The sequence below is a fragment of the Curtobacterium sp. 8I-2 genome (assembly GCF_902506155.1).
Taxonomy (GTDB): Bacteria; Actinomycetota; Actinomycetes; order Actinomycetales; family Microbacteriaceae; genus Curtobacterium; species Curtobacterium poinsettiae.
This window is the reverse complement of sequence record NZ_LR732827.1, coordinates 2,026,592-2,049,715: the sequence shown is the minus strand read 5'-3', so window position 1 is coordinate 2,049,715 and position 23,124 is coordinate 2,026,592. Positions and strand designations below refer to the sequence as shown.

Sequence of the window (23,124 nt, the reverse complement as noted above, 5' to 3'; positions counted from 1 at the left end):
GTCACCGTCCCGTGTGGGTGGTCAGCTCGGACGTGCGGGTCAGGAACCCGATGATGAACCCGAGCCCCCATCCCACGTGGATGCAGGGCAGCACGACGAGCAGCCAGAGGAGCGTCGGCAACCCGGAACGGCGCGCCACCGCGACCGACCCGAGCACGACGAAGAGCAGGTAGACGACGGGCACCACGAACCCGAGCAGCGCCCAGGCGAGCGGGGTGGCCAGCGCGGCGCCGACGACGCCGACGAGCCCGGCGACGATGCCCAGGGCCATCGCCGCGACCATGGCCGGCGGCACGAAGTACCGCAGCCCGTTGTTCGCCGGGAACCGACGGGCGAGCTCGCCACGCCAGAGACCGGTGGCGACGAACTGCCGCACCAGGCGCTTCAGGCTCGGCCGCGGGCGGTACGTGACGACGAGCTCCGGCGTGAACCAGACGGTCCCGCCGGTCTGCCGCAGCCGCCGGTTGAGCTCCCAGTCCTGTCCGCGCTTGATGCCCTCGTCGAAGAGTCCGACGTCGAACAGCCGCTCCCGTCGGAACACGCCGAGGTAGGCGGTCTCGGCCGGGCCGGCGGTGCCGCCGACGTGGTGCGGCGTACCACCCAAGCCGACGCGACTGCCGTACGCCAGTGCGACGGCCCGTTCGAAGGGGGTCCGGCCCTCGGCGCGCATGATGCCGCCGACGTTGTCCGCACCGGAGTCCAGGAGCGTGCGCACCGCGATGCGCGTGTAGTCGGTGGGCAGGACCGAGTGCGCGTCGACACGGATGACGACGGGGTGCACGGACGCCCGGATCGCGACGTTCAGACCGGCGGGCGTCGAGCCGGCCGGGTTGTCGATCGCGCGGATCCGCGGGTCGGCTGCGCTCATCTCGGCGACGAGCTCGTTCGTGCCGTCGATCGACGGTCCGAGCGCGAGGATGACCTCGAACGGGCCCGTGTAGTCCTGGTCGAGCAGACTGCCCACGGCGGACCGGACCTCGGTGACCTCGTTGAGCACGGGCATCACGTACGAGACGCCCGGCAGGGGCTGTCCGTCTGACTGCATGCGTACCTCGGGGTGCTGGCTGGCGGCACGGGACGCACCGGAGCGGTGCCGCCCCGCAGAGCGACCATGAGCCTATCAAGAGGCCGAACCGCTCACCTGCGTCGGCGCGGGACGCACCCCGTGACGGACAGGAGGCCCGGCGCACGACGTGCCCCGGGCCTCCTGTCCGCCGTGTGGTGGCGTCAGCCCTTGCTGTCGAACGTCCCCAGCTTCACGTCGGCCTGGCGGGTCTGGCCGTCGCGGATGAAGCTGATCGTCGTCGAGGCGCCACCCGCGAAGAAGCGCACCTGCGCGGTCAGGTCGGTGGCGTTCGAGACGGACGCCGAGCCGATCTTGGTGACGACGTCGCCCTTCTGCAGACCGGCCTTCGCCGCGGCACCGCCGTTGGAGACCGACTTGATGAGAGCGCCCACCTGCGTGGCGCTGGCCTCGTCGGTGGCGTCGCCGACGGTTGCGCCGAGGAGACCGTGGGTCGCCGAACCGTTGTCCTTGATCTCGTTCGCGACCCGCTTGACCAGGTTCGCCGGGATCGAGAAGCCGACGCCGATGCTGCCGGCGGCCGACTCCGACGACGACGAGCTGCCGGCCGAGGCGATGGCCACGTTGATGCCGATCAGGCGGCCCTTCGAGTCGAGCAGTGCGCCGCCGGAGTTGCCCGGGTTGATCGACGCGTCGGTCTGGATGACCGGGAGCGAGACCGTGGTGTTCGCCGACGAGCTGCTGCCGTTGTCCCCGTTTCCCCAGAAGTCGAAGGGACCCGAGCCGCCGTTGCCGCCCTCGTTCGAGTCGCCGCCCTCGCTGGGGGCGCTCGAGGTGACCTGGATGCTGCGGTTCAGCGTCGAGACGATGCCGTCGGTGACGGTGTTCGACAGACCGAGCGGAGCGCCGATCGCCACGGCGGTGTCGCCGACGTTGAGCTTGGACGAGTCCGCGAACTCCATCGGCTTGAGGTCGGTCGCGTCGATCTTGATGACCGCGAGGTCGACCGTCGGGTCGGTGCCGATGAGCTTGCCCGCGTAGATCTTGCCGTTCGAGGTCGTCACGGTGATGCGGCCGTTCGAGCTGTCGCCGTCGAGGGTGACCACGTGGGTGTTGGTGACGATGTAGCCGTCCTTGCTCATCACCACACCGGAACCAGTGCCGGCCTCGTTGCTCGCTGACACGTTGATGGTGACGACCGACGGGGTGGCCTGTGCCGCGACGGCGGTGACCACGGTGGCGGAGTCGTAGTCGTTGACGGTCAGGTTGCCGCCCTGCGACGAGCCGGAGGACACCACGCTGCCCCCGTCGTTGGTCGCCGACGAGGCGAGCCACCCGGCGCCGCCACCCACGAGCCCGGCAACGACGACACCGGCGATGACCGGCAGGAGCAGCTTGTTGCGGCCCGAGCGGTCCTTCGTCGGCGTGGTCGCGGCTGCGCCGGAGGCGTCGTCGCTGAAGTAGTGGCCGTTGCGCTGGTTCGAACCGTCGACGTCACCGAAGCCGCTCGTGGCCGACTGCGGGGCCGGTGCGGACGCGGTCGCGTACTCGGAGGACGAGCTCGGCGCGGCCGAGGACGTCGGCTGGGCGTACTCGCCGTAGCGGGGACGGTCGCCGACCGGCTGGCCGTACGGCGACTGCTGGCCGTACGGCGACTGCTGGCCGGCGGGGTTCTGGGGCTGCTGGCCGTACTGGCTCTGCTGGCTGTACTGCGACGGCTGGCCGTACTGCGACGGCTGGCCGTACTGGCTCTGCTGGCCGTACGGGTTCTGGCTCTGCTGCGGCTGCTGGCCGTACTGGGGCTGCTGAGCGGAGGGGTGCTGGCTCTGCGGAGCCTGCTGACCGGACGGGTTCTGGCTCGGCTGCGACTGCGACTGGCCGTACGGTGACGTCTGCTGCCCGTATCCGCCCTGCTGCGCACCCGAGGAGTCACCGGAGACAGCCGGGTACGGTGCGGTGTAGCGGTCGGTCGGGTGCTCCGTCGACGACGGGATCACGTCCGTGTTGTCCGGGGACGTCTCGTCGCTCCGGTTCTGGTTCTGGTTGTGGTTCTCGTCCTGGTTCGGGCGAGGGGTCTCGTCCGGCTGGTCGGAGTCGTTCGGCATCGACGTGTTCCCTCTCGTGGCCGCTGCTGCGGCGTCCTCACTGGCGGCAGGCGGAGCCGCATCGTCCGGACGGCGGTCGTCGCCCTGCCCGTTGGGCGTGGTGTCGGTCATGCTGGACGTGCTCCTTTCAAGCTCGTGCAGTCTGTCGCAAGCACCTGAGCGGTCCTTCTGTCGAGGCTGCGAGCCACCCCTGGCGATCTTATGCGTGCGCTGAACGACGGGACCCAGTCCACCGCGGGACGGACAGCTAGGTTGGGGACCGTTCAGCGCGACACGTCGTCGCCCGCACCGGAGGGAACCACATGCGCCAGGCAGGACCGTGGCTGCGAGCCGCCGACGGAGCGATGCTGCTGGGCCCCGACGGGGTCCCCGCACCGACGGTGTTCGCCGAGATGAGCGCCCTCGCCGCCACCACCGGCGCGGTCAACCTGGGGCAGGGCTTCCCGGACGAGGACGGTCCGGCCGCGGTGCTCGAGGCCGCGGTGCAGGCGATCCGCGACGGCGTGAACCAGTACCCGCCGGGCCGCGGTACCCCCGACCTGCGAGCGGCGATCGCCGAGCACCAGCAGCGGTGGTACGGCCTCCAGGTCGACCCCGACCGCGAGGTCCTGGTCACCGCCGGCGCGACCGAGGCGCTGGCCGCGACGCTCCTCGCCCTGGTCGAGCCCGGCGACGAGGTGATCACCTTCGAGCCGTTCTACGACGCCTACGGGGCACTCGTCCGGCTCGCCGGCGGCGTGCACGTCACGGTCCCCCTCACCGCACCCGACTTCCTGCCCGACGAGCGGACGCTCCGGGCGGCCTTCACCGACCGCACCCGCGCCGTGCTCGTGAACACCCCGCACAACCCGACCGGACGGGTCCTGCCCACCGAGGTCCTGCAGACGATCGTCGACCTGGCCACCGAACGCGACGCCGTGATCATCACCGACGAGGTCTACGAGCACCTGACGTTCGACGTTCCGCACACGCCCATCGCCACCTTGCCGGGCGCCGCCGAGCGGACCGTCTCGTTGTCGAGCGCTGGCAAGACCTTCAACACGACCGGCTGGAAGATCGGCTGGCTCACCGCTCCCCCGGCACTCGTCGACGCGATCACGACGGTCAAGCAGTACCTGACGTTCGTGAACGGCGCACCCTTCCAGCCGGCCGTCGCCGTGGGCCTCCGTCTGCCCGACACCGTGTTCACCGGCATCGCCGCCGACCTGCGCGCGAAGCACGAACTGCTCGCCGACGGGCTGACGGCAGCGGGCTTCGACGTGATGCGACCGGACGGCGGGTACTTCGTCCTCGCCGACGCCGCCCCCCTCGGGTACGACGACGCCCGCGCGTTCTGCCTCGAGCTGCCCGCCCTGGCCGGGGTCGCCGGGGTGCCGGTCTCGGCGTTCGTCCGCCCGGACCACGTCGCCGGGTACCGGTCCCTGGTGCGCTTCGCGTTCTGCAAGCGTCGGAGCGTGCTCGAGGACGCCGCCGCACGTCTGGCGACCCTCGGATCGCGCCCACGCGCCTGAGACGCGACCGCGTCGGGACGCGACCGCGTCGGGACGCGACGGACGTGTCAGCGCTGCCCCGGGCCTCCAGGCGGGGTGCGCACGGACACGTCGTAGCGCCGCAGCGACAGCGACGGGTTCACCCGACGGACGGTGTCCGTGACGGTGGTGTCGATCGTGGCGGTGAGCAGGCCCGGCGCGGCGCCGGCCGAGGCGACCGCGACGCCCGACGGGTCGAGGACGACCGAACCGCCGATCCCGATCGGCGGCGTCTGGCCGACCCCGACGACCCAGACGGTGTTCTCGATCGCACGTGCGGTGAGGAGCGTTCGCCAGTGGTGTTCCTTGCCGGGGCCACGCACCCACTCGGCAGGGAGCACGACGACGTCGGCCGCACCGGTCTCCGGGGCGGCGAGTCGACGGGTGACCTCCGGGAACCGCAGGTCGTAGCAGGTCTCGAGACCGATGCGGAGCCCGCCGAGCGTGAAGACCGGGAGCTGCTCCGGGTCGCCGGACTCGATGCGGTCGGACTCCCGCGAGCCGAACGCGTCGTAGAGGTGGACCTTCCGGTACGTCGCCGCCAGGTCCCCCGAGGGGAGCACCGCGACCAGGGTGTTCCGGAAACGCTGTGGCGTGTCCGCCGACTCGGCGACCCCGACGACCAGGGCGATGCCCGTCGCCCGGGCGATGTCGCGGAGGCCCGTGACGAACGGGCCGTCCAACGGCTGCGCGGCGGCCACGAACCGATCGTCGATGTCTGCGGAGAAGTACGAGGTGTACTCCGGCGTGACGAGGAGGTCCGCGCCCCGGGCTGCCGCGTCGACGGCGGCGGTGCGCACGGTGGCGAGGTTGGCGACGGGATCGTCCACGGGGGCGAACTGCGCCGCCGCGATCGTGAGGGTGGCCATGCGGCGAGCGTACCCGGGGGCCGGCACACGAAGAAGGCCCCGGTCCTGTTGGACCGGGGCCTTCATGTGACGCTTGGTTGCGGGGGCAGGATTTGAACCTACGACCTCTGGGTTATGAGCCCAGCGAGCTACCGAACTGCTCCACCCCGCGGCACGTTTAGAAGCCTACACGGGGCCGTGGCGGGACACAAATCGAGTGCCCCGCCACGGTGTGTCAGTTGTCGTTCTCGGCTGCTGTCGCTGCCTCGATCGCGTCCTGGAGGCGCTGGTCGGCTTCCGCCGCAGCGACCAGGTCGTTGTCGGCGTAGGCCTCCTGGCGGTCCTGCAGGGCCGCCTTGGCCTCGGACAGCGCCTTCTGCAGCGCGTCGTTGTCTGTCGAGCCGGAGCCCGTCGAACCACCGGTCGAACCCTCGCCCGAGCCCTCGCCCGACCCGGACGAACCCGAACCGGAGCCCGCGTCCGAGCCGGATCCGCTGCCAGAACCGGAACCAGAACCGGACCCGCTGCCGCTGCCGCTCGCACCGGAGTCACCCGCTGCGGCGCCCGAGTCACCACCGAACAGCGAGTTCAGGGCCTCGTCGAGGGTGTCCTCGAACGCGATCTTGTCACCGAAGGCCACCAGGACCTTCTGCAACAGCGGGTAGGAACCACTCGAGGTCGACTGGACGTAGACGGGCTGGACGTAGAGGAACCCACCACCGACCGGGAGCGTGAGCAGGTTGCCCTGCTTCACGGTCGAGTTGCCGCGCTTCAGGATGTTCAGCTCCTGCGACACGTTCGAGTCACCGTTGAACAGGCTCTGCACCTGTCCGGGCCCTGGGATGTTGTCGGTCTTCGGCATCGTCAACAGCGTGAGCTTGCCGTAGCCCGACCCCTTCTCGCCCTTGCCGGCACCACCTGCATCGGAGTTCACCGCCAGGTAGCCGGTCAACACGTTGCGGTTGTTCGCGCCCGCGGTCTGCTGTGGGATGTACGTCGTGTACAGCGAGTAGGCGGTCCCCTGCCCCGGCACCTTCATGGTCAGGTAGTACGGGTCCTGCAGGTTCGCGCGGTTGGCCGTCGTCGTGGTCTGCGCCCCGAGCGCGTTCGTCGACGTCGCCGCGGTGTCGGCGTCACTGTCGGACGTCGCCGTGCTCGTCGGTTCCTGCGGGGTGTTCCACGCGTCGTCACCCGAGTAGAACGAGTTGGCGTTGGTCACGTGGTACGTGCCGAGGATCGAGCGCTGCACCTTGAACAGGTCGGTCGGGTACCGCACGTGGTCGAGGAGTTCGGCGCTCATGCTCGACACCGGCTTCATCGACGTCGGGAAGATCTTCTGCCACGTCTTCAGGACCGGGTCCTTCGTGTCCCACGTGTACAGGGTCACCTTGCCCGTGTAGGCGTCGACCGTGGCCTTCACCGAGTTCCGGATGTAGTTCACCTGGTCGGTGCGGTACGTCGAGGACTCGGCACCCGCGATGCTGTCCGACAGGCTCTGGCTCTGCGAGTACGGGTAGGCGTCGCTCGTGGTGTAGCCGTCCACGACCCACTGGATGCGGTGGTCGACGATCGCCGGGTAGGCGTCGCTGTCGACGGTCAGGTACGGCGCCGCCTTCTGCACACGGGTGATCGGGTCGCGGTCGTAGAGGATCTGCGAGTCCTTGTTCACCGCGTTCGAGAGCAGGATCTGCTCCGACTGGAACTTCGCGGCGTAGACGAGCCGGTTGAAGAAGTTGCCGAGGCTCGGCCCGCCGTTCCCGGCGTACGTGGTGGTGGCGTTGCCGCCGTTGTCGTCGTCGGAGCCGGACGGGTAGTCGAGCTCGACGTTCTTCGTGCCCTTCGGCGCACCGACGATCGAGTACGGCGGCGAGGTCTCACCGAAGTACACACGCTGCTGGAAGTCGCCCAGCGCACCGTTCGACGGGATGCCGGACTCGAGGAACACCGGCTTGCCGTCACTCGCGCGCTGGTTGCCGTAGGCCGCGGTGACGCCGTACCCGTGGGTGTAGACGAACGCCCGGTTGTACTGGGTGTTCGCGGCCGAGCTGAGGCCGTCGAGGTCGATGTCGCGGACCGCGATCACGGTGTCCTCGGTCTCGCCCTTGACGTCGTAGCGGTCGACGTCGAGCTCCTTCGGGAACTGGTAGTACTGCCGGTACTGCTGCAGCTGGCTGAACGTGTCGGAGACGATCTTCGGGTCGATCAGGCGGATGTTGGCCGTCGTCTGGGCGTCCTGCGCCAGTGCGCCCGAGCTCGCCTCGGTCGTGGCGTCGTAGTTCTGCTCCTCGACACCGGCGACCCCGTACGCGTCACGGGTGGCCTTGATGTTCCGCTCGATGTAGGCGGACTCGAAGGTCCGCTCCGAGGGCTTCACCTGCAGCCGCTGGACGACCCACGGGTAGATGCCGCCGATCACGATCGCGGCGACGAGCAGCAGGCCGGTGCCGACGATCGAGATGCGCCAGCGGCCGATGACCGCCGTCAGGATGAAGAGCAGCGCGACGATCGCTGCGATGCCCGCCATGATCTCGCGACCCGGGATCACCGCGTTGACATCGGTGTACTGGGCACCGGTGATGAGCGAGTTCGACTTCGTCAGCGCCGCGTACTGGTCGAGCCAGAGGCTGACCGCCTGCAGCGCGATGTAGAGCGCCGCAGTGACCGCGAGCTGGATGCGCGCAGCGCGGGAGATCCGGACCTCACGACCACCGAAGCGGAGTGCGCCGTAGAGGTAGCTCGCGGCGAGCGCGGCGAGTCCGGCGATCAGGACGACGGCCGACGAGTAGGCCACGATCGAGCGCCAGAAGGGCAGCTCGAACACGTAGAACCCGATGTCCAGGCCGAACTGCGGATCGGTCTTGCCGAACGGCGTCCGGTTGAAGTACTCGAGGACCATGCTCCAGCGGCCGGCCGTCGAGAGCCCGGCGAAGATGCCGAGCACCACGGGGATGCCGATCATGACGGCGCGTCGCAGCGGCTCGATGACCTGCTGGTAGCGGTCGAGCTGCGAGTTGAGCTTCGCGTAGACCGGACGGAACCGGAACGCGAGCGCGATGCTCACGAAGACCGGGACCGCCATGCCGAGGAAGCCGGCCACGAACATCAGCGTGCCGGCGATCCACCGGGTCGTGAGGACCTGCTGGAATCCGAGCTGCGCGAACCACGCGTAGTCGGTGTACAGGCTGGCGAAGATGAAGAAGGCGATCACCAGTGCGGCCAGCACGATGATCGTGACCACGATCGGGACCCGCGGCGAGCGCCGCCCCGAGGTGGACGAGGTTGTCGTCACTTGATGTGCTCCAGACGTGTCGGACCGGCGGGCCCGGCTCGCGGCGGGCCGTCAGTGACACTGATCCTATGGGACCGGACCGGGCGTGAAGCTGTACGGGGGCTCAGGGCCGGGTCAGGAACCGCAGCGGGCGAGCTTGGCGGTGCTCTTGCCGTCGGCGATCGTCTGCAGGTCGGTGACCGCCTGGTCGAGGGTTGCGACGCTGTAGACGTCGAGTCCGTCCGGCACGTGCCCGACGACCTCGTCGCAGTTGTCCGCGGGGGCCAGGAAGACCGTCGCACCCGCGTCGGCCGCCCCGTAGAGCTTCTGGCGGATGCCGCCGATGGGACCGACCTCGCCGTCGGCGGTGATCGTTCCGGTACCCGCGACGTGCTTGCCGCCGTTGAGCTTGCCCGGCGTGATCTCGTCGATGATCCCGAGCGCGAACATCATGCCGGCGGACGGCCCGCCGACGTCCTGCAGCCGGATCGACACCTTGAACGGGAAGTCGTAGCGCTCGGTGACACCGACGCCGAGCAACGCCGTGCCCTGCTCGCTGCGGGGCGTGACCCGGAGCTCCTTCGTCGCGCCGTCCCGCTCGACGGTGACGGTCGCGGGTCGCGAGGTGCCGTGCTGCGCGACGGCTTCGCGCAGGCTCGTGGCGTCGGCGTTGGTCGTGAGCGACTTGCCGTCGAAGGCCGTGATCACGTCACCCTTCTCGATCGCGCCGTCCGCTGCCGAGCCCTCCTGCACGGCGCTGACCTCGAGCTCGGTCGGCAGGTCGTTCCCCTGCTGGATGAGCGCGGCTGCGACGGCCGACTGCTGCGACGCCTGCATGTCCGCGGAGTCACGCTCGTTGACCTGCTCGGTGGTGGTGCCGCTCGGGTAGATCGCCTCGACCGGGATCACCGCCTGCGATCGGGTGAAGATCGCGCGGATGACGCTGGTCCACGACGGGCGGTTCGTCGCGTCGCCCTGGATGCCGACGGTGAGCATGTCGAGGGCACCCGCCGTCGGGTACGTCTCGTGCCCGGAGACCTGGATGAGCTTGACGTCCTTCGCGTCCTTGCCGGTGCCCTGCTGCTGCGTGCCGATGGTGTTGTAGACCGGTCCGGGCACCTCGATGAGGTACGGACTGGGCAGCAGGCTCGCCAGCAGGCCCAGCACGACGGCGCCGATCAGGAACGCCCACCCGACCCTCCGGGCACGCGAGCGACGACGGGGCGCGGGGGCGAAGAGGGTCACGCGGGGTCCTTCCAGATGGGCACCCGCGCCTGGCGGCAGGGTGGTCGCCCACGCCTGGCAGCGGGGCTGTTCGCCCTGGGCGCAGCACTTCGGGCGTTCCCACGGGGGCATCCCAGGTGCGGCCCCGTGAGCAGCGATTAGCGTAGTCGGCATGCCTGATGAACCACAGCCGGGGCCGGACGACGACTTCCAGGAGATGCTGCGCAAGCTGCTCTCGGGCGAGGGGCAGATCGACCCGTCGCAGCTCGCCGGTGCCGCCGGTCTGCCGAACGACCCGGCCTCCGTGGCGAACCTGATGAGCCAGCTCCAGCGCGCCGCGCAGTCCGGCGGCGACGGCATCGACTTCTCGGCCACCGCCGAACGTGCAACCGCCATCGCCCGCGACGGCGGCCACGCAGTCGACCCGGCCACCTCGCAGGCGGCCGACCAGGCGTTCCAGGTCGCTGCACTGTGGCTCGACGAGGTGACGACGGTCGCCGAACTGACCGCAGCCCCGAGCCTCTACACGCGTGAGCAGTGGGCGAAGGCCACCACCCCGGTGTGGACGCAGATCGCCGAGCCCGTCGCCTTCAGCATCGCCGACGCCCTGACCGAGGCGATCGACCAGCGTGCGCCCGAGCAGCTCAAGGCGATGCTCGGGGACGTCTCGAAGGCGATGCGCGGCATCGGCGGAGCACTCTTCGCGATCCAGCTCGGCCAGGTCGTCGGGCAGCTCTCGAAGGAGGTCGTGTCCGGCGGCGACGTCGGCGTGCCGCTCCTCGACGAGCAGGTCGCCGCGCTCCTGCCGCAGAACGTCGCCGAGTTCGCCGAGGGCCTCGACGTCTCCGAGGACGAAGTCCGCATCTACCTCGCCGTCCGCGAACTCGCGCACGCCCGGCTCTTCCGGTCGGCACGGTGGCTCCGGCTGCACATCATCTCGTCGATCACGGACTACGCGCGGGGCATCCACATCCCGTTCGACCGCGTCGAGGAGCTCGCGGCCGACATCGACCCGACCAACCAGGAGCAGCTGCGCGACGCACTCGCCTCGGGTGCCCTCATCCCGCCGCGCACTGCCGAGCAGGACGCCGCACTCGCGCGGCTCGAGACGATGCTCGCGCTGGTCGAGGGCTGGGTGGACACGGTGACCGCCGCGGCGACCGTCCGTCTCCCCAAGGCCGGAGCGATCGCGGAGATGGTGCGGCGTCGTCGGGCCGCCGGTGGCCCCGCCGAGTCGGCGTTCGCCACGCTGGTCGGCCTGGAGCTGCGTCCGCGCCGTCTGCGCGAGGCCGCGGCGATGTGGCAGCGGGTGACCGACGAACTCGGTGCCGAACAGCGCGATGCCCTGTGGGCACACTTCGACCTCGTGCCGACCTCGAACGACGTCGACGCGCCCGACGCCCTCGTCGCACGGCTGCGGAACCCGTCGCAGACCGACGAGGACGACGCGTTCGACAAGGCACTCGAAGACCTGCTGAACGACTCGACCGGGGCACGCCCGCACGAGGACGAATCCGGCCACGTGGCCGACGACCCCGAGGGCGGATCGGGCGACGGTCCAGGGGACCACACGGGCGACCAGCCCCGCTGAGTTCTCCACAGATCCGCTCCTTGACCCCACGCGTGCCGCCCACTCCGGCACCGTGGGGTCATGGGCATCCGCATCGATCCGACACTCGAGTTCGTCTGGCGTGACCCCGCCACGGTCCAGCTCGGGGTCGATCCCCCGCGTGCCGTCGTCGCTGTGCCCACCACCGGGGAAGAGCGGTTCCTCAACGGCCTCCGGCGCGAGACCGGGCACGACGTGCTGTCCGGCCTCGCGGTGGCGTCGGGCTGCTCCCCGGAACGTGCGGCCGGGGTGCTCGGCGCAGCGTCGCCCGCTGTGGTCGAGGTCCTGCCCGAGCCGCTCGAACGCATCGAGGTGCACGGCCCCGGCACGCTCGCCGACACCGTGGCGACGTTCCTGACCGGCGAGGGCGTGACGGTCAGCCGAACCACCTCCCCGGCCGGGGGTCCCATCACACTGCCCGACCCGGAACCCCGGCTCGCGGTGGTGGTGGCCGACCACGTGGTCGACCCGGCGCTCCGTGCCGCGTGGACCCGTCGTGGCGTGCCGCACCTGGCGGTCGTGGTGGGGGACGGCCGGGTCCGCCTCGGGCCGTTCGTCGTGCCGGGAGCCGGCCCCTGCCTGCAGTGCGCGGAGTACGCACGCGTCGACGACGACCCGGCCTGGCCGGCCATCGCGGCCCAGGTCTGGGGTCGGCACCCAGCGCCGCTGTCGCCGTGGCGGTCGGCGGCGGTGGCCGCAGCCACGGCACGGATGCTGCTGGAACGGCTCCCGCTCCGGACGCAACGTGCCGAGCCCGACCAGGTCGTCTTCGAGCGGGACGACCTGTCCGTCAGCCGTTCCCCGGTCCGGCCCCATCCGCGATGTGCGTGCCGAGCGCTGCCAGGAACCGACTCGGAGCCCGGGCTCCCCCACGCGTGGACCCCTGTTGCGACCACGTGATCGTGACGGATCGGCGGGCGCGGGTCAGCCCGACGTAGAACAGCCGTCGTTCCTCGTCCACCTCGGTGTCGGTCGACGCGTGCGAGATGGGCAGCAGCCCCTCGGCGGCGCCGGCGATGACCACGTGCGGCCACTCCAGACCCTTCGACGAGTGCAGCGTCGCGAGCGTGACGGCGTCGACCTCGGGTTCGTGGTGCGTCGCCGCGCGATCGACCAGGTCCTGGGTGAACTGCTGCATCGTCGTGCCCGCGGGGGCGTCCTCGGCCAGGCCCATGATGGCCTGCAGCGCCTCCCACTGCTCACGCACTGCGCCCGTGCCCTCGGGCGGCGTCTCCGTCCAGCCGCTGACCTGCAGCACGAGCCGGACCCGTCGGGTCAGCTCGTCGTCGGTCTGCCGGATCGCCTCACCGCGCATGTGGTGGACGGCGAGCTTGACCTCCGGGCGGTTGAAGAACCGCGTGCCGCCCTGCACCCGGTACGGGATACCGTTCCGGCCGAGGGCGGACTCGAGCGCGGCGGACTGCGCCCCGACGCGGAAGAGCACGGCGCAGTCCCCGAAGGACGCGCCGGCCCCGACGAGCTCCGCGATCCGGCGGGCGATGGTCTGCGCCTCGTCACCGTCGTGGACGCAGGCCAGCACGACCGGGTCCGGGCCCGGTTCCTGGCTCTGGGCCACCAGGTCGAGCGCCCCGGGCTGACCGCGCATCAGCGTGTTCGCAGCGGACACCACCTCGCGCGTGGAGCGGTAGTTGCGTTCGAGGCGCAGGACCGATCCGCGCGGGAACTCCGACCCGAACCCGAGCAGGTAGTCGCTCGACGCCCCTGCGAACGAGTAGATGGTCTGACTGGCGTCGCCGACGACGCACAGGTCGTCGCGGCCCCCGAGCCAGGCGCGCAGCAGGTCGTGCTGCACCGGCGAGACGTCCTGGTACTCGTCGACGACGAAGAACCGGTACTGCTGCCGCACGTACGACGCCACACGGGGCTCGGACTCGACCATGCCGAGGGTCGCCAGCAGGACGTCCTCGAAGTCGAGCTGCCGCCGGTCGTCCTTCAGCCGCTCGTACGCCTTCATCAGGTCGATGACCCGGCGCGGCGTGGTGTCGCGCGGCATCACCCGGTCAGCGGCGGCGGCCTCGTACTCGTCGAGCGAGAGCATCTGCACCTTGCGCCACTCGACCTCGGCGGCCAGGTCGCGGAGCACCGGGGTGTCGACGCGCATGCCGACCGTGTCGGCGGCGTGCGCGATCATCCGCCCCTTGGACTCGACGATCTTGGGGGCGTGCCCGCCGACGGTGTCCGGCCAGAAGTAGCTGAGCTGCGCCATCGCTGCGGCGTGGAAGGTGCGTGCCTGCACCGTCCCGGCACCGAGCGCGCGCAGTCGCGACCGCAGCTCACCAGCGGCACGGCTCGTGAACGTCAGCGCGAGGACGTGGTTCGGGGCGTAGGTCCCCGTGGCGACCCCGTAGGCGATGCGGTGCGTGATCGCACGCGTCTTGCCCGTCCCGGCACCGGCCAGCACCGCGACCGGTCCGAGCAGTGTCCGGGCGACCGTCCGCTGCTCGGTGTCGAGCGCGGCGAGCAGTTCGTCGGGCGACGGCGGACGGGGTTCGACAGCCCCTGCGCCGGCTGTGCCGCGCGGACCGGCGACGCTCACGGCAGGTCCAGCGGCCCGCCGTACCACTCCTCGATGATGGCGCGGGCGATCGAGGTGCGTCCGGGCAGCAGCAGGGTGTCCCCGGCACGCTCGCGGATCTCGTCGCGCGAGAACCACCGCACGTCCAGGATCTCCACACCGTCGGGGCGGGCGGTCGTCGGGTCACCGCCTGCTGCACGCGCACGGAAGCCCACCATCAGCGACGCGGGGAACGGCCACGGCTGCGAGCCGAGGTACTCGGGCTCCTCGACGCGGACGCCGGATTCCTCCCAGACCTCGCGGCGGACGGCGTCCTCGAGCGACTCCCCCGGCTCGACGAACCCGGCGAGGAGCGAGTACCGGTCGGCGTCCCACGCGGCGTTCGAACCGAGCAGGATCCGGTCGTCGGCGTCGACCACCCCGACGATGATCGCCGCGTCGGTTCGTGGGAACAGGTCGTGCCCCTCCGGGTCGCGACGGACCCATCCACCGCTCACGACGGCGGTGGGCGATCCGGTGCGCGGGGAGAAGCCGTGCACTGCGTGCCAGTTGGCCATCGCGACGGCTTCGACCGCCAGTCCCTGGTCGCGCGGCGAGAGCTCGGTGCCGAACATCCGGAGGCTCTGCCAGGCGTCATCGTCGGGTTCGATGGCGGTTGCCGTCGCGCTGTCGATCAGCGCAGCGACGAAACGGGTCCCCGCCGCGGCGTCCGGGGCGTCCGAGACAGCTCGGCCGAGGTACAGGGTGACGGTCTCGACCGGGATCTGGGCCGCGGTCACGAAGCGCAGGGTCCCGTCGGTGTTCCGGAGCATCTCGGCGCCGCGGACAGGCAGATACCGGGTGCGCTCGTCCTGGCGCAGGACGCGCTCGATGTCGTCGGTCGTGCGGAACTCGGCGTCGCGGTCGAGTTCGTTGCGGGAGAGCGGGAGCCGGGCGGCGAACTCGACGGTCACGGCGGGAGAGCTCCTCGGATCGGGTGCGGACGTGCAGGAGACGTGCGGTGGGCGTGCGGGCCGCCGAACAGCGTGGCGTGCAGCCGTGCACGCGTCACGCGCCTACCCTGAGGGGCATGGCGGGATCCCAGTTCACTCTAGCCGCGTTGGCGACGACGGCCGTTCCAGGTCTCCTCGTCACGGGCACGCGCACGCTCGGCTCGGCCGCGGCCGGCGACTACGAGTCGGCGCTCCTCCGCGACGCCGACGGCACCGAGATCGTCATCCGCCGCCCCCGGAACCAGCGCGCCGAGGCCCGCCAGTCGGCCGACCTCGTCGCAATCCGGGCGCTGAGCGCCGGGATCCGCACCCGCCTGCCGTTCGGGGTCGTCGAGTACCGCGGCCAGGCACCGATCGGATCGACGCGCGCCATCGTCACGACACGGTTGACCGGGACCCACCCGACGCTCGCGTCACTCGTCGAGCACCCCGACCTCGCCACCAGCGTCGGCCGTGCCGTCGCCGCGATCCACCAGCTGCCGACGAGCTTCGTCTCCGACGCGGGCCTGCCCTCGCTCACGCCGTTCGAGGTGCTCCGGTCCGCCGTCTCGGTGATGGACCGTGCCGTCGCGACCAAGCTCGTCCCCGCCGCGCTCGTCGAGCGTTGGGAGGGCGCCGCACGCGACCAACAGCTCTGGCAGTTCACGCCGACCGTCGTGCACGGCTCGCTCGGCACCGGCGCCCTGCTCGTCGACGGTGACGCGGTCACGGGGATCCTCGACTGGGGCGAGCTGCGGCTCGGCGACCCGGCCAAGGACCTCGCCTGGGTGCTCGCCGGCCGTCGCGACGCGTTCGACACCGTCCTCAGTGCCTACGAAGCGAACGGCGGCGGTCGCGACCGCCAGCTCGCACAGCGTGCACGTGTGCACCACGAGCTCGAGACAGCGCACTGGCTGCTGCACGGCGTCCAGGCGAAGAGCACCGAGGTCGTCGACGACGCCGTCGCGATGATGCACCGCCTGGTCGACGCGGTGCACGCCCCGAGTGCGGAGCCACTGCAGTCCGTGTCGCCGGAGACGATGGAGATCGGCGAGGTGGAGCAGCTGTTGTCCTCCACCGAGCGTCGCCACGGCTGACCCCGGATCGCGCCGCCGCACGTCGGTCACGACTCCCCGCTCGGTTCCGCCGGGCGGTCACAGATCGTCGGCTGCGTCGCGTCCATCCGACGGTCTGTGACCGCTCGCTGCGCCGAAGGCGGGGTGTCGTGACCGGTTCCGGTCGTCGGCTCGCGTCCGGGACGCGACCGTCTGGAGGCCCGGTGCCGGTCCGGCGGACCGGCACCGGGCCTCCAGGGCGGAGCACGACCGGCGGAGCACGACTGGGCGGAGCACAACCGGGCGGAGCACGACCGGCACAGCGCGCTGCAGGCGCAGGGCGGCGACACGGCAGGTGCGGTTCTTCCGGCACGTCCCGTCAGGCGCGTCCCGCGGCGGGCGCCGCGCGCGACACGGCAGGCTCGGCAGGTCCGGCGCGGCCCGCGCCGGACGCACCGCGGGCGGTCGCGCGCGCCTTCCGCCCGCCGCGGGACGTCAGCTGCCGATGGCCTCGGACCACGCGCGCTCCAGGCCGGCGCGGTCCAGCAGCTCGGACGGACGGACCTCGAGGTCGTCGGCGACGAAGTAGAACACCGCGTCGACCTGGTCGAGCGGCCGTCCGGTGAACTCGGCGTACGCGACGCGGTACAACGCGAGCTGCAGGGTGCGACGAGCCAGGTCGTCTGCCCCCGAGGGAGCCTTGCCCGTCTTCCAGTCGACGACCTCGGCACGCCCGTCGATCTCGTAGACGGCGTCGAGCTTGCACACGACGCTGTGCCCGAGGAACGGGATGTGGATCTCGCGTTCGACCTCGATCGGTGTCAGCCCGGCCCACCGTGAGCGGGCGAACGTCGCCTGGAAGTCCGCGAGTCGGCGGGCGTCGTCGTCGGTGACCACGGCGTCCGGCGATGCGTCGACGAGGTCGTCGGCGTCGAGGTCGAGCTCGCCGTCCCAGACGTCGAGGGTCTCGAGCCCGCCACCGCTCCGCGCCCGCTGCTCCACCCACTGGTGGAAGAGCGTGCCGAGACGGGTGGCACGGTACGGTCGCTCGGGCATCGGCCGGCGGAGCCGCTCGGCCACGGAGTCGGGTTCGGTCAGGTAGTCCTTGAAGCCCGACGCCGGGACGCGGTGCGGGACGGCGACCGCGTGCTTCGCGTTCCGGGTGGCGTGCCGTTCGGCGAGCAGCAGGTCGATGTCGGCGGCGAAGCGCCCGGCGGCTCCGGGGTTCGCGTTCCGCACCCGCTCGGCCGCGGCCAGGACCCGCGGCGCCCGCTGCCCGAACGGCACGTGCGGCCAGGTCTGGGTCGCGCCGCTCTCCCCCATCGGGTTCTCGTCGTGCACCGTCGTCTCCGGGATCGCCGCGCCGTCGATGACGTCGGCGTCCACCAGGTCGCGCAGGTAGCGGCTCGGTTCGGTGGGTCGGACCCCGCCGGCCCAGAACGAGCCGGACACCAGCAGGTCGTGCTTGGCGCGGGTCAGGGCGACGTAGGTGAGCCGGCGTTCCTCGTCCTCGTTGCGGGCCTTCACCTGTTCCTTGAAGGCGTCGATCGCCGTGGTGACGTCCTTCTGGGTCTCCTGTCCGCGCCAGGCGAGCCGGGGCAGCTCCGCGGCGTCCCCGCGGAACTGGTACGGCAAACGGCCGAACCCGAGCCAGCCGGACGAGCCCTCCTGCGGACGCGCGGGCAGACCGCCCTCCACCATCCGGGGCACCGCGACGGCGTCCCACTCGAGCCCCTTGGACCCGTGGATCGTCAGGATCTGCACGGTGCCGGCCTCGGGCTCCTCGGAACGCGGGCCCATGTCGTCACGCCGGGCTGCGGCGTCGATCCAGCCGAGGAACGAGCCGAGGTCGGCGCGGTCGTCGGTCGACACGAAGCCGGCGAGCTCGTCGATGAAGGCGTCGAGGTACGCGCCGCTGCCCTGTTCGTGCGCGGCGACCTCGATGTCGAGTCGCATCTCCTGCACGACGAGCGTCACGAAGTCGACCAGGTCACTCCCCGCGCGTGAGCGGAGCATCGAGAGCTGCCCGCCGAGCGCGCGCATCCGGCTGCGACCGGCGGCGGTGATGCCCTCGAGCGCACCGTGCTCGTCGGGCGCGGTCGCGACGAAGTCGAGCGCGTCGACGATCGACCCGTGCTCCCCTGCGGCGACCGAGGCCCGGAACGCCGCGGTCAGGTCGTCGTCGAGACGCTGCTGGGTGTGGTCGCGCTGGAACAGCCACCGGGCGAGCTGGTGCAGGGCCACGATGTCCGCCGCCCCGACCCGCCACCGCGAGCCCGCGAGCAGCCGGATCAGGTCGTTGCCGGCCGCCGGGTCGTGCAGCACGCGCAGGCATGCCACCAGGTCGACGATCTCCGGGCGCTGGAGCAGTCCTCCGGTCCCGAGCACGTGGTAGGGCACCCCACGTGCTCCGAGCGCCGCCGTGAACGCCGCGAGGTCCTTCCGGGCCCGCAGCAGCAGCGCCATCGAGCCCGCCGGGGCCCGCCGACGGTGGTCCTGGAACCACGCCGCGACCTCGTCGGCCTCTTCCGGCAGGGTCTCGGGGAACACCACACGCACCGTGCCGGCGTCGGCGCCCGGTCGCGGCGAGAGCCGTTCGACGTCGACCTCGGACGCCTCGGACAGCGGCGCCACGATCGCGTTCGCCCCCGCGAGCACGTCGACCGGGTTCCGCCAGCTCGTCGACAGCGCGAAGGTCACCGGCTCGGCCACGCCGGGTTCGTCGCCCCCGAAGTCGTGCGGGAACCGGGCGAGGTTCGCCGCACTCGCCCCACGGAACCCGTAGATCGACTGGTGTGGGTCGCCGACCGCCATCACCGAGTGCCCGCGGAACAGCCGGGCGAGGAACCGGGTCTGCACCACCGAGGTGTCCTGGTACTCGTCGAGGAGCACCACGCCGTACCGACTCCGCAGGTCGTCGACGACGCGCGGTGCCGACTCGGCCGCAGCGAGCGCCAGGGCGATCTGGTCGGAGAACTCCACGAACCCGCGGTCGACCTTCTGTCGACGGAACTCGGCGACCAGGTCGGCCAGGGGTTCGAGGGCGCCGATGGCAGCGACCGCGTCGGTGATCGCCTTGTACGGCTTGCCCCGGTTGCCGGGGAGTTCGAGCAGCTCGGAGAACTCGATGGCGAACCGGCGCAGGTCTTCTGGTTCGACGAGGTGTTCGGAGGTGGCGCCGGCGAGCGCGACCACGGCGGCGGTCAGCGTGTCGACGTCGCGGTCGAGTCCGGCGAGCCGGTCGTCGCGGGCGGCCACCACGACCCGACGGGCGAGCTGCCAGGCCGAGGGTTCGGTCAGCACCTGGGACTCGCCGTCACGGCCGACGAGCAGGGCGTTCTCGCGGAAGACCGCGTTCGCGAAGGCGTTGTACGTCGAGACGGTGGGCGCTTCGAAGGCGTCCCCCGGGGTGATCAGCCCGACGTCCTCGAGCGCGCGGATGCGGTCGTTGATGCGGACCGACAGTTCGCCGGCGGCCTTGCGGGTGAAGGTCAGGCCGAGGACCTCGTCGGGGCGGACGAGCCCGTTGGCCAGCAGCCAGACCACGCGCGAGGCCATCGTCTCGGTCTTCCCGCTGCCCGCTCCGGCGACGACCAGCGCAGGCACGAGCGGCGACTCGATGACGGCGCGCTGCTGGGCGGTGGGACGGGGGCGGCCCAGCGCGTCGGCGATGGCGTCGGCACCGTGCCGGATGACGGGCGGCGCAGCAGCAGCCGTGTCGGTCGTCTCGGTCGGGTCGCTCACCAGGTCACCTCCGCCACCACGTGGATCCGGCACTCGACCCCGGTCCGGGCCTTCTCGCAGTGGTCGTCCACGTTCGCCACGAACGTCCGGCCGGCCATGCCCCGCGCCACACCGTGCAGGCGCTCGCGGTACGCCTCGCGCGCCTCGGCGTCGAACGCGTGCTGCGTCCGCTCCGAGAAGGCGTGGCCACCGCGGGGGTTCTGGACGAAGACCAGCCGCGCATCGGTCATCGGGGAGCCGGCGGGTACACCGTCGACCGCGCCGTCCTCGACCGCGAGTTGGTAGGCACCGAGCTGCGGGTGTTCCGGCATGTCGTTCTTCTCGCTGGGCATCGAGCGGCCGGTCTTCAGGTCGACGACGCTGACACGGCCGTCGGGGTCGACCTCGATGCGGTCGATGCTCCCCCGGATGCGTGCTGGACCGGTCACGAGCGCGAACGAGGTCTCGGCGCCGAGCAACTGGCGCCCGGCGCTGGCGAAGGTGCGGAGGTAGTCGCTCAGTCCCTCGATCATCCGCCGCGTCCGCGCGCGCTCGCGGTCGGCGACCCAGGGCGACTCGAACGTGAGCTCGTCCCACCGTGACTCGACCCGCTCCCACAGCGACTCGACGTCGATCTCGGTGGCGTGCTCCATCGCTTCGTGCACGATGGTGCCGATGCCCATCGCCGGGCTCGGGGCACCGCCACCGAAGGTCTGCGCGAACCAGTGCACCGGGCACTCCTCGAAGGTGCCGATCCGTGACGGCGACACCGACACGGCCGGCGCGACGGGCTCCCCGCCCTCGACCTCGGGCACGGGCTCGGCGTCGAGGTCGACCAGGGGTTCGTCGGTGGTCGGCTCGGCGAGTCCGTACCACTCGTCCGGAGCCGCCCCGGGTACCTCTGCCTCGGCCAGGCGGGCCAACGCGGACGCGGCTTCGTGGTCGCCGGAGCCCACCACCCGTCGGCGCAGCGACCCGGCGAGCCCGCGCAGCGACAGTGGATGAACGGTCGGCTGGCGGTCCGGCGGGACCGGGACGAGACGGACGAAGGGCGACGGTGACTCGTCGTCGTTCGCGACGGTGCCGATGACGACCTTCGTGGTCGCGCGGGACACCGCCCGGGCGAAGAGTCGGAGTTCGTCGGCGACGACGGCGGCGCGGTCGTCGATGGGCGAACGCTCGACACCGGCGGCCGCGCGCACCAGGCCGTCCGGGTCGAGCAGGCTGCCGCGCACCCGGGTGTTCGGCCAGACACCGTCCTGCAGGCCGAGCACCACGACCACGTCGCACTCGAGTCCGATCGTCGCCGAGGGGGTCAGCACCCGCACACGGCCGGCGGTCCGGTCGGGGCCGATCGAGTCCTCGGGCAGGTCGGCACCGAGCAGGTCGTCGACGAAGACCCGCGCGGGGGCGTCCGGCGTGCGCTCGACGAAGCGCTTGGCGGCGGTGAACAGGCCGACGACGGCGTCCAGGTGGCGGTCGGCCTCCCCCGCACCCACACCACCGGCGGCGGACTGGGCACCCCACGACTTCGCGAGGCCACTGCGTTCCCAGAGCCCCCAGAGGATCTCCTCGATGCTCGACCCCGCATCGGCGTCGGCACGCGCCTGTACCAGGCTCCGGGCAAGTCGGGTCGCACGCCGCGCGAACCCGGCGTCGACCGTCGCCAGTCGCTCCGGTGCGCCCAGCGCCTCCACCAGCAGTTCGTCGGCGGTGCGGCTGCCGTCGCCCGCGAGCTCCTCGCGCCGCAGTGCGAGCCGGAGTCTGCGCATCGCCAGGGTGTCGAGGCCGCCGAGGGGCCCCGTGGCGAACGCGGTGGCCAGGGCGGCGTCGAGCGGCAGGACGTCGAGCGCCACCGCAGCCGCGTCGAGCAGCGCCCGCGCCGCGGAGTCGTCGCGCGGACGGACGGGCGCCGCGCCGGCGGTCGCAGGGACCTCGGCCACGGAGAGCGCCCGCACGAGTTCCGGGATGGCAGCGCCGCTCCGGGTGACCACGGCCATCCTGTGCCACGGCACGCCGTCCAGCAGGCGGTGTTCGCGGAGTCGACGAGCGATCGCGACCACGAGGGCGGACCGGCTGGCAGCTTCGAGGTGGACGACGGCGTCGGACCGCGCGTCCTGGTGGCTCGCCGCGGCGCTTCTCTGTCGTCCGGCCGCCGCGGTGCCGATGCGGCCCGTGATGCCGGAGACCAGGGCGCGGATCGGCGCGGGGTGCCGGTGCACGGCGCCGAGGAACAGCTCGTCGACGCGGTCCACCCCGAGTCGCACGGCGAGCCGTCCGAGCACGTCCGGTTCGGCGCCGCGGAACGCCGAGGCAGCGATGTCCGGGTCGCCGAACGCGACGATCTGCACCCCGGAACGCGCGAGGGCTCCGAGCAGGGCGATCTCGCCCTCCACCAGTTCTTGCGTGTCGTCGACGACGACCAGCCGCAGGGCGGCGATGCTCGCGGGGAGCTCGTGCCGCAGCACCGCGGCGGTGGCGTACGCCACGAGCTCGCCGGAGTCGAGTCCGGTCGGCCGGAACGCGGTGACCGAGGCGCGGTAGTCGTCGACGAAGTCACCCACGGCGTGCCACTCGGGTCGACCGAGCTCGTCGCCGAGTTCGCGCATGTCGTCGGGCTCGACACCAGCGGCGACAGCGCGCATCATCACGTCGCGGAGTGCGGTGCGGAACCCGGCGCGTTCACGGACGACCGCGGTGATCGGGTCGGGCCAGGCCGGACCGGCTGCGTCGAGTTCGTGCCCGGCGAGCAGGTCGGCGATGATCCGGTCCTGCTCGCCACCGGTCAGCAGCGTCGGGGGTTCCTGCCCCTGCACCGCCGCCGCGTGCGTGACGATCTGGAACGCCAGGGAGTTCACGGTGCGTGCGAGGGCCCCGGGAACGACCCGGTCGACCGTCCGCGCCAGTCGGTCGCGCAGCGCCGTCGCCGCTGTGCGTGCAGAGGTCAGTGCCAGGACCGTCGCGTGCCCGTCCGGGGTGATCGCATCGGGGCGGTTCAGGCGGTCGGCGACCAGGCGAGCGAGCGTGGTCGTCTTGCCGCTGCCCGGGGCGCCGATCACCGCACCGTGGCGGCCGTCCGGCAAGGCGAGCACCGCAGCCTGCGAGGGGTCGTCGACCAGTGCGCGCGCGAACCCGGTGTCTTCGGGAGCGGGCATCAGCGTGGTCTGCGGCACGCTCGTACGGTACCGAGGACCGCCGACAGCACCGCCCCGGACGCGCGGGGCACCGGTCG

The 23,124-nt window shown here is 71.8% G+C and carries 13 protein-coding genes and 1 tRNA gene; 4 read left to right on the top strand and 10 right to left on the bottom strand.

Features of this window, described 5'->3' with window-relative positions:
* Nucleotide 1 precedes the first annotated feature (1 nt).
* The gene (locus tag BOSE127_RS13470; RefSeq protein ID WP_159557609.1) at nucleotides 2-1,045 is read right to left on the bottom strand and encodes a glycosyltransferase family 2 protein; all 1,044 of its coding nucleotides are present in this window, start codon (nucleotides 1,043-1,045) and stop codon (nucleotides 2-4) included.
* Between the two features lie 182 nt (nucleotides 1,046-1,227).
* Nucleotides 1,228-3,240, bottom strand: a complete 2,013-nt coding sequence (locus BOSE127_RS13465) for a trypsin-like peptidase domain-containing protein (RefSeq protein ID WP_236559553.1) — start codon at nucleotides 3,238-3,240, stop codon at nucleotides 1,228-1,230.
* A 191-nt stretch (nucleotides 3,241-3,431) separates the two neighbouring features.
* Here BOSE127_RS13465 and BOSE127_RS13460 point away from each other — a divergent pair, with 191 nt between their 5' ends.
* Nucleotides 3,432-4,640 (top strand): aminotransferase class I/II-fold pyridoxal phosphate-dependent enzyme, encoded by a 1,209-nt coding sequence (locus tag BOSE127_RS13460; RefSeq protein ID WP_159557607.1) that lies wholly within the window; start codon nucleotides 3,432-3,434, stop codon nucleotides 4,638-4,640.
* Nucleotides 4,641-4,687: 47 nt separating this feature from the next.
* Here BOSE127_RS13460 and BOSE127_RS13455 read toward each other — a convergent pair whose 3' ends face one another.
* From BOSE127_RS13455 to BOSE127_RS13440, 4 genes are all read right to left on the bottom strand, one after another.
* Entirely contained in the window at nucleotides 4,688-5,527 is an 840-nt protein-coding gene (locus tag BOSE127_RS13455; protein WP_031259658.1) for a carbon-nitrogen hydrolase family protein, read from the bottom strand.
* A gap of 74 nt (nucleotides 5,528-5,601) precedes the next feature.
* Nucleotides 5,602-5,678, bottom strand: a tRNA-Met gene (locus BOSE127_RS13450).
* Nucleotides 5,679-5,741: 63 nt separating this feature from the next.
* Nucleotides 5,742-8,795 carry a UPF0182 family membrane protein gene (locus tag BOSE127_RS13445; protein ID WP_236559552.1) on the bottom strand — a complete coding sequence of 1,018 codons (3,054 nt, stop codon included), beginning with the start codon at nucleotides 8,793-8,795 and terminating at the stop codon, nucleotides 5,742-5,744.
* 114 nt (nucleotides 8,796-8,909) lie between these two features.
* Nucleotides 8,910-10,019: a YlbL family protein gene (locus tag BOSE127_RS13440; protein WP_159557605.1), complete on the bottom strand. Its 1,110-nt coding sequence runs from the start codon at nucleotides 10,017-10,019 to the stop codon at nucleotides 8,910-8,912.
* 151 nt (nucleotides 10,020-10,170) lie between these two features.
* On the opposite strand from BOSE127_RS13440, the gene BOSE127_RS13435 reads away from it, so the two are divergent.
* Both BOSE127_RS13435 and BOSE127_RS13430 read left to right on the top strand, forming a co-directional pair.
* Nucleotides 10,171-11,589 (top strand): zinc-dependent metalloprotease, encoded by a 1,419-nt coding sequence (locus tag BOSE127_RS13435; RefSeq protein WP_159557603.1) that lies wholly within the window; start codon nucleotides 10,171-10,173, stop codon nucleotides 11,587-11,589.
* 60 nt (nucleotides 11,590-11,649) lie between these two features.
* Entirely contained in the window at nucleotides 11,650-12,507 is an 858-nt protein-coding gene (locus BOSE127_RS13430; protein WP_052481803.1) for a TOMM precursor leader peptide-binding protein, read from the top strand.
* On the opposite strand, the gene BOSE127_RS13425 is transcribed toward BOSE127_RS13430, so the two are convergent.
* Complete coding sequence (locus BOSE127_RS13425; RefSeq protein ID WP_159557601.1) at nucleotides 12,398-14,164, bottom strand: ATP-dependent helicase; 1,767 nt, start codon at nucleotides 14,162-14,164, stop codon at nucleotides 12,398-12,400. The genes BOSE127_RS13430 and BOSE127_RS13425 overlap by 110 nt on opposite strands.
* Entirely contained in the window at nucleotides 14,161-15,096 is a 936-nt protein-coding gene (gene nudC / locus BOSE127_RS13420; protein WP_071251156.1) for an NAD(+) diphosphatase, read from the bottom strand. The genes BOSE127_RS13425 and nudC overlap by 4 nt, the downstream gene beginning before the upstream one ends.
* 116 nt (nucleotides 15,097-15,212) lie before the next feature.
* Between nudC and BOSE127_RS13415 the strand changes: the two genes are divergently transcribed.
* On the top strand, nucleotides 15,213-16,211 hold the full coding sequence (locus tag BOSE127_RS13415) for a phosphotransferase (RefSeq protein WP_140448453.1): 999 nt from the start codon (nucleotides 15,213-15,215) through the stop codon (nucleotides 16,209-16,211).
* Between the two features lie 453 nt (nucleotides 16,212-16,664).
* On the opposite strand, the gene BOSE127_RS13410 is transcribed toward BOSE127_RS13415, so the two are convergent.
* Both BOSE127_RS13410 and BOSE127_RS13405 read right to left on the bottom strand, forming a co-directional pair.
* On the bottom strand, nucleotides 16,665-19,913 hold the full coding sequence (locus tag BOSE127_RS13410) for an ATP-dependent DNA helicase (RefSeq protein WP_201300453.1): 3,249 nt from the start codon (nucleotides 19,911-19,913) through the stop codon (nucleotides 16,665-16,667).
* A complete protein-coding gene (locus tag BOSE127_RS13405; RefSeq protein ID WP_159557599.1) occupies nucleotides 19,910-23,065 on the bottom strand; it encodes a UrvD/REP family ATP-dependent DNA helicase in 3,156 nt (1,051 codons plus the stop codon). Before BOSE127_RS13405 ends, BOSE127_RS13410 begins: the two co-directional genes overlap by 4 nt.
* Between the last annotated feature and the right edge of the window lie 59 nt (nucleotides 23,066-23,124).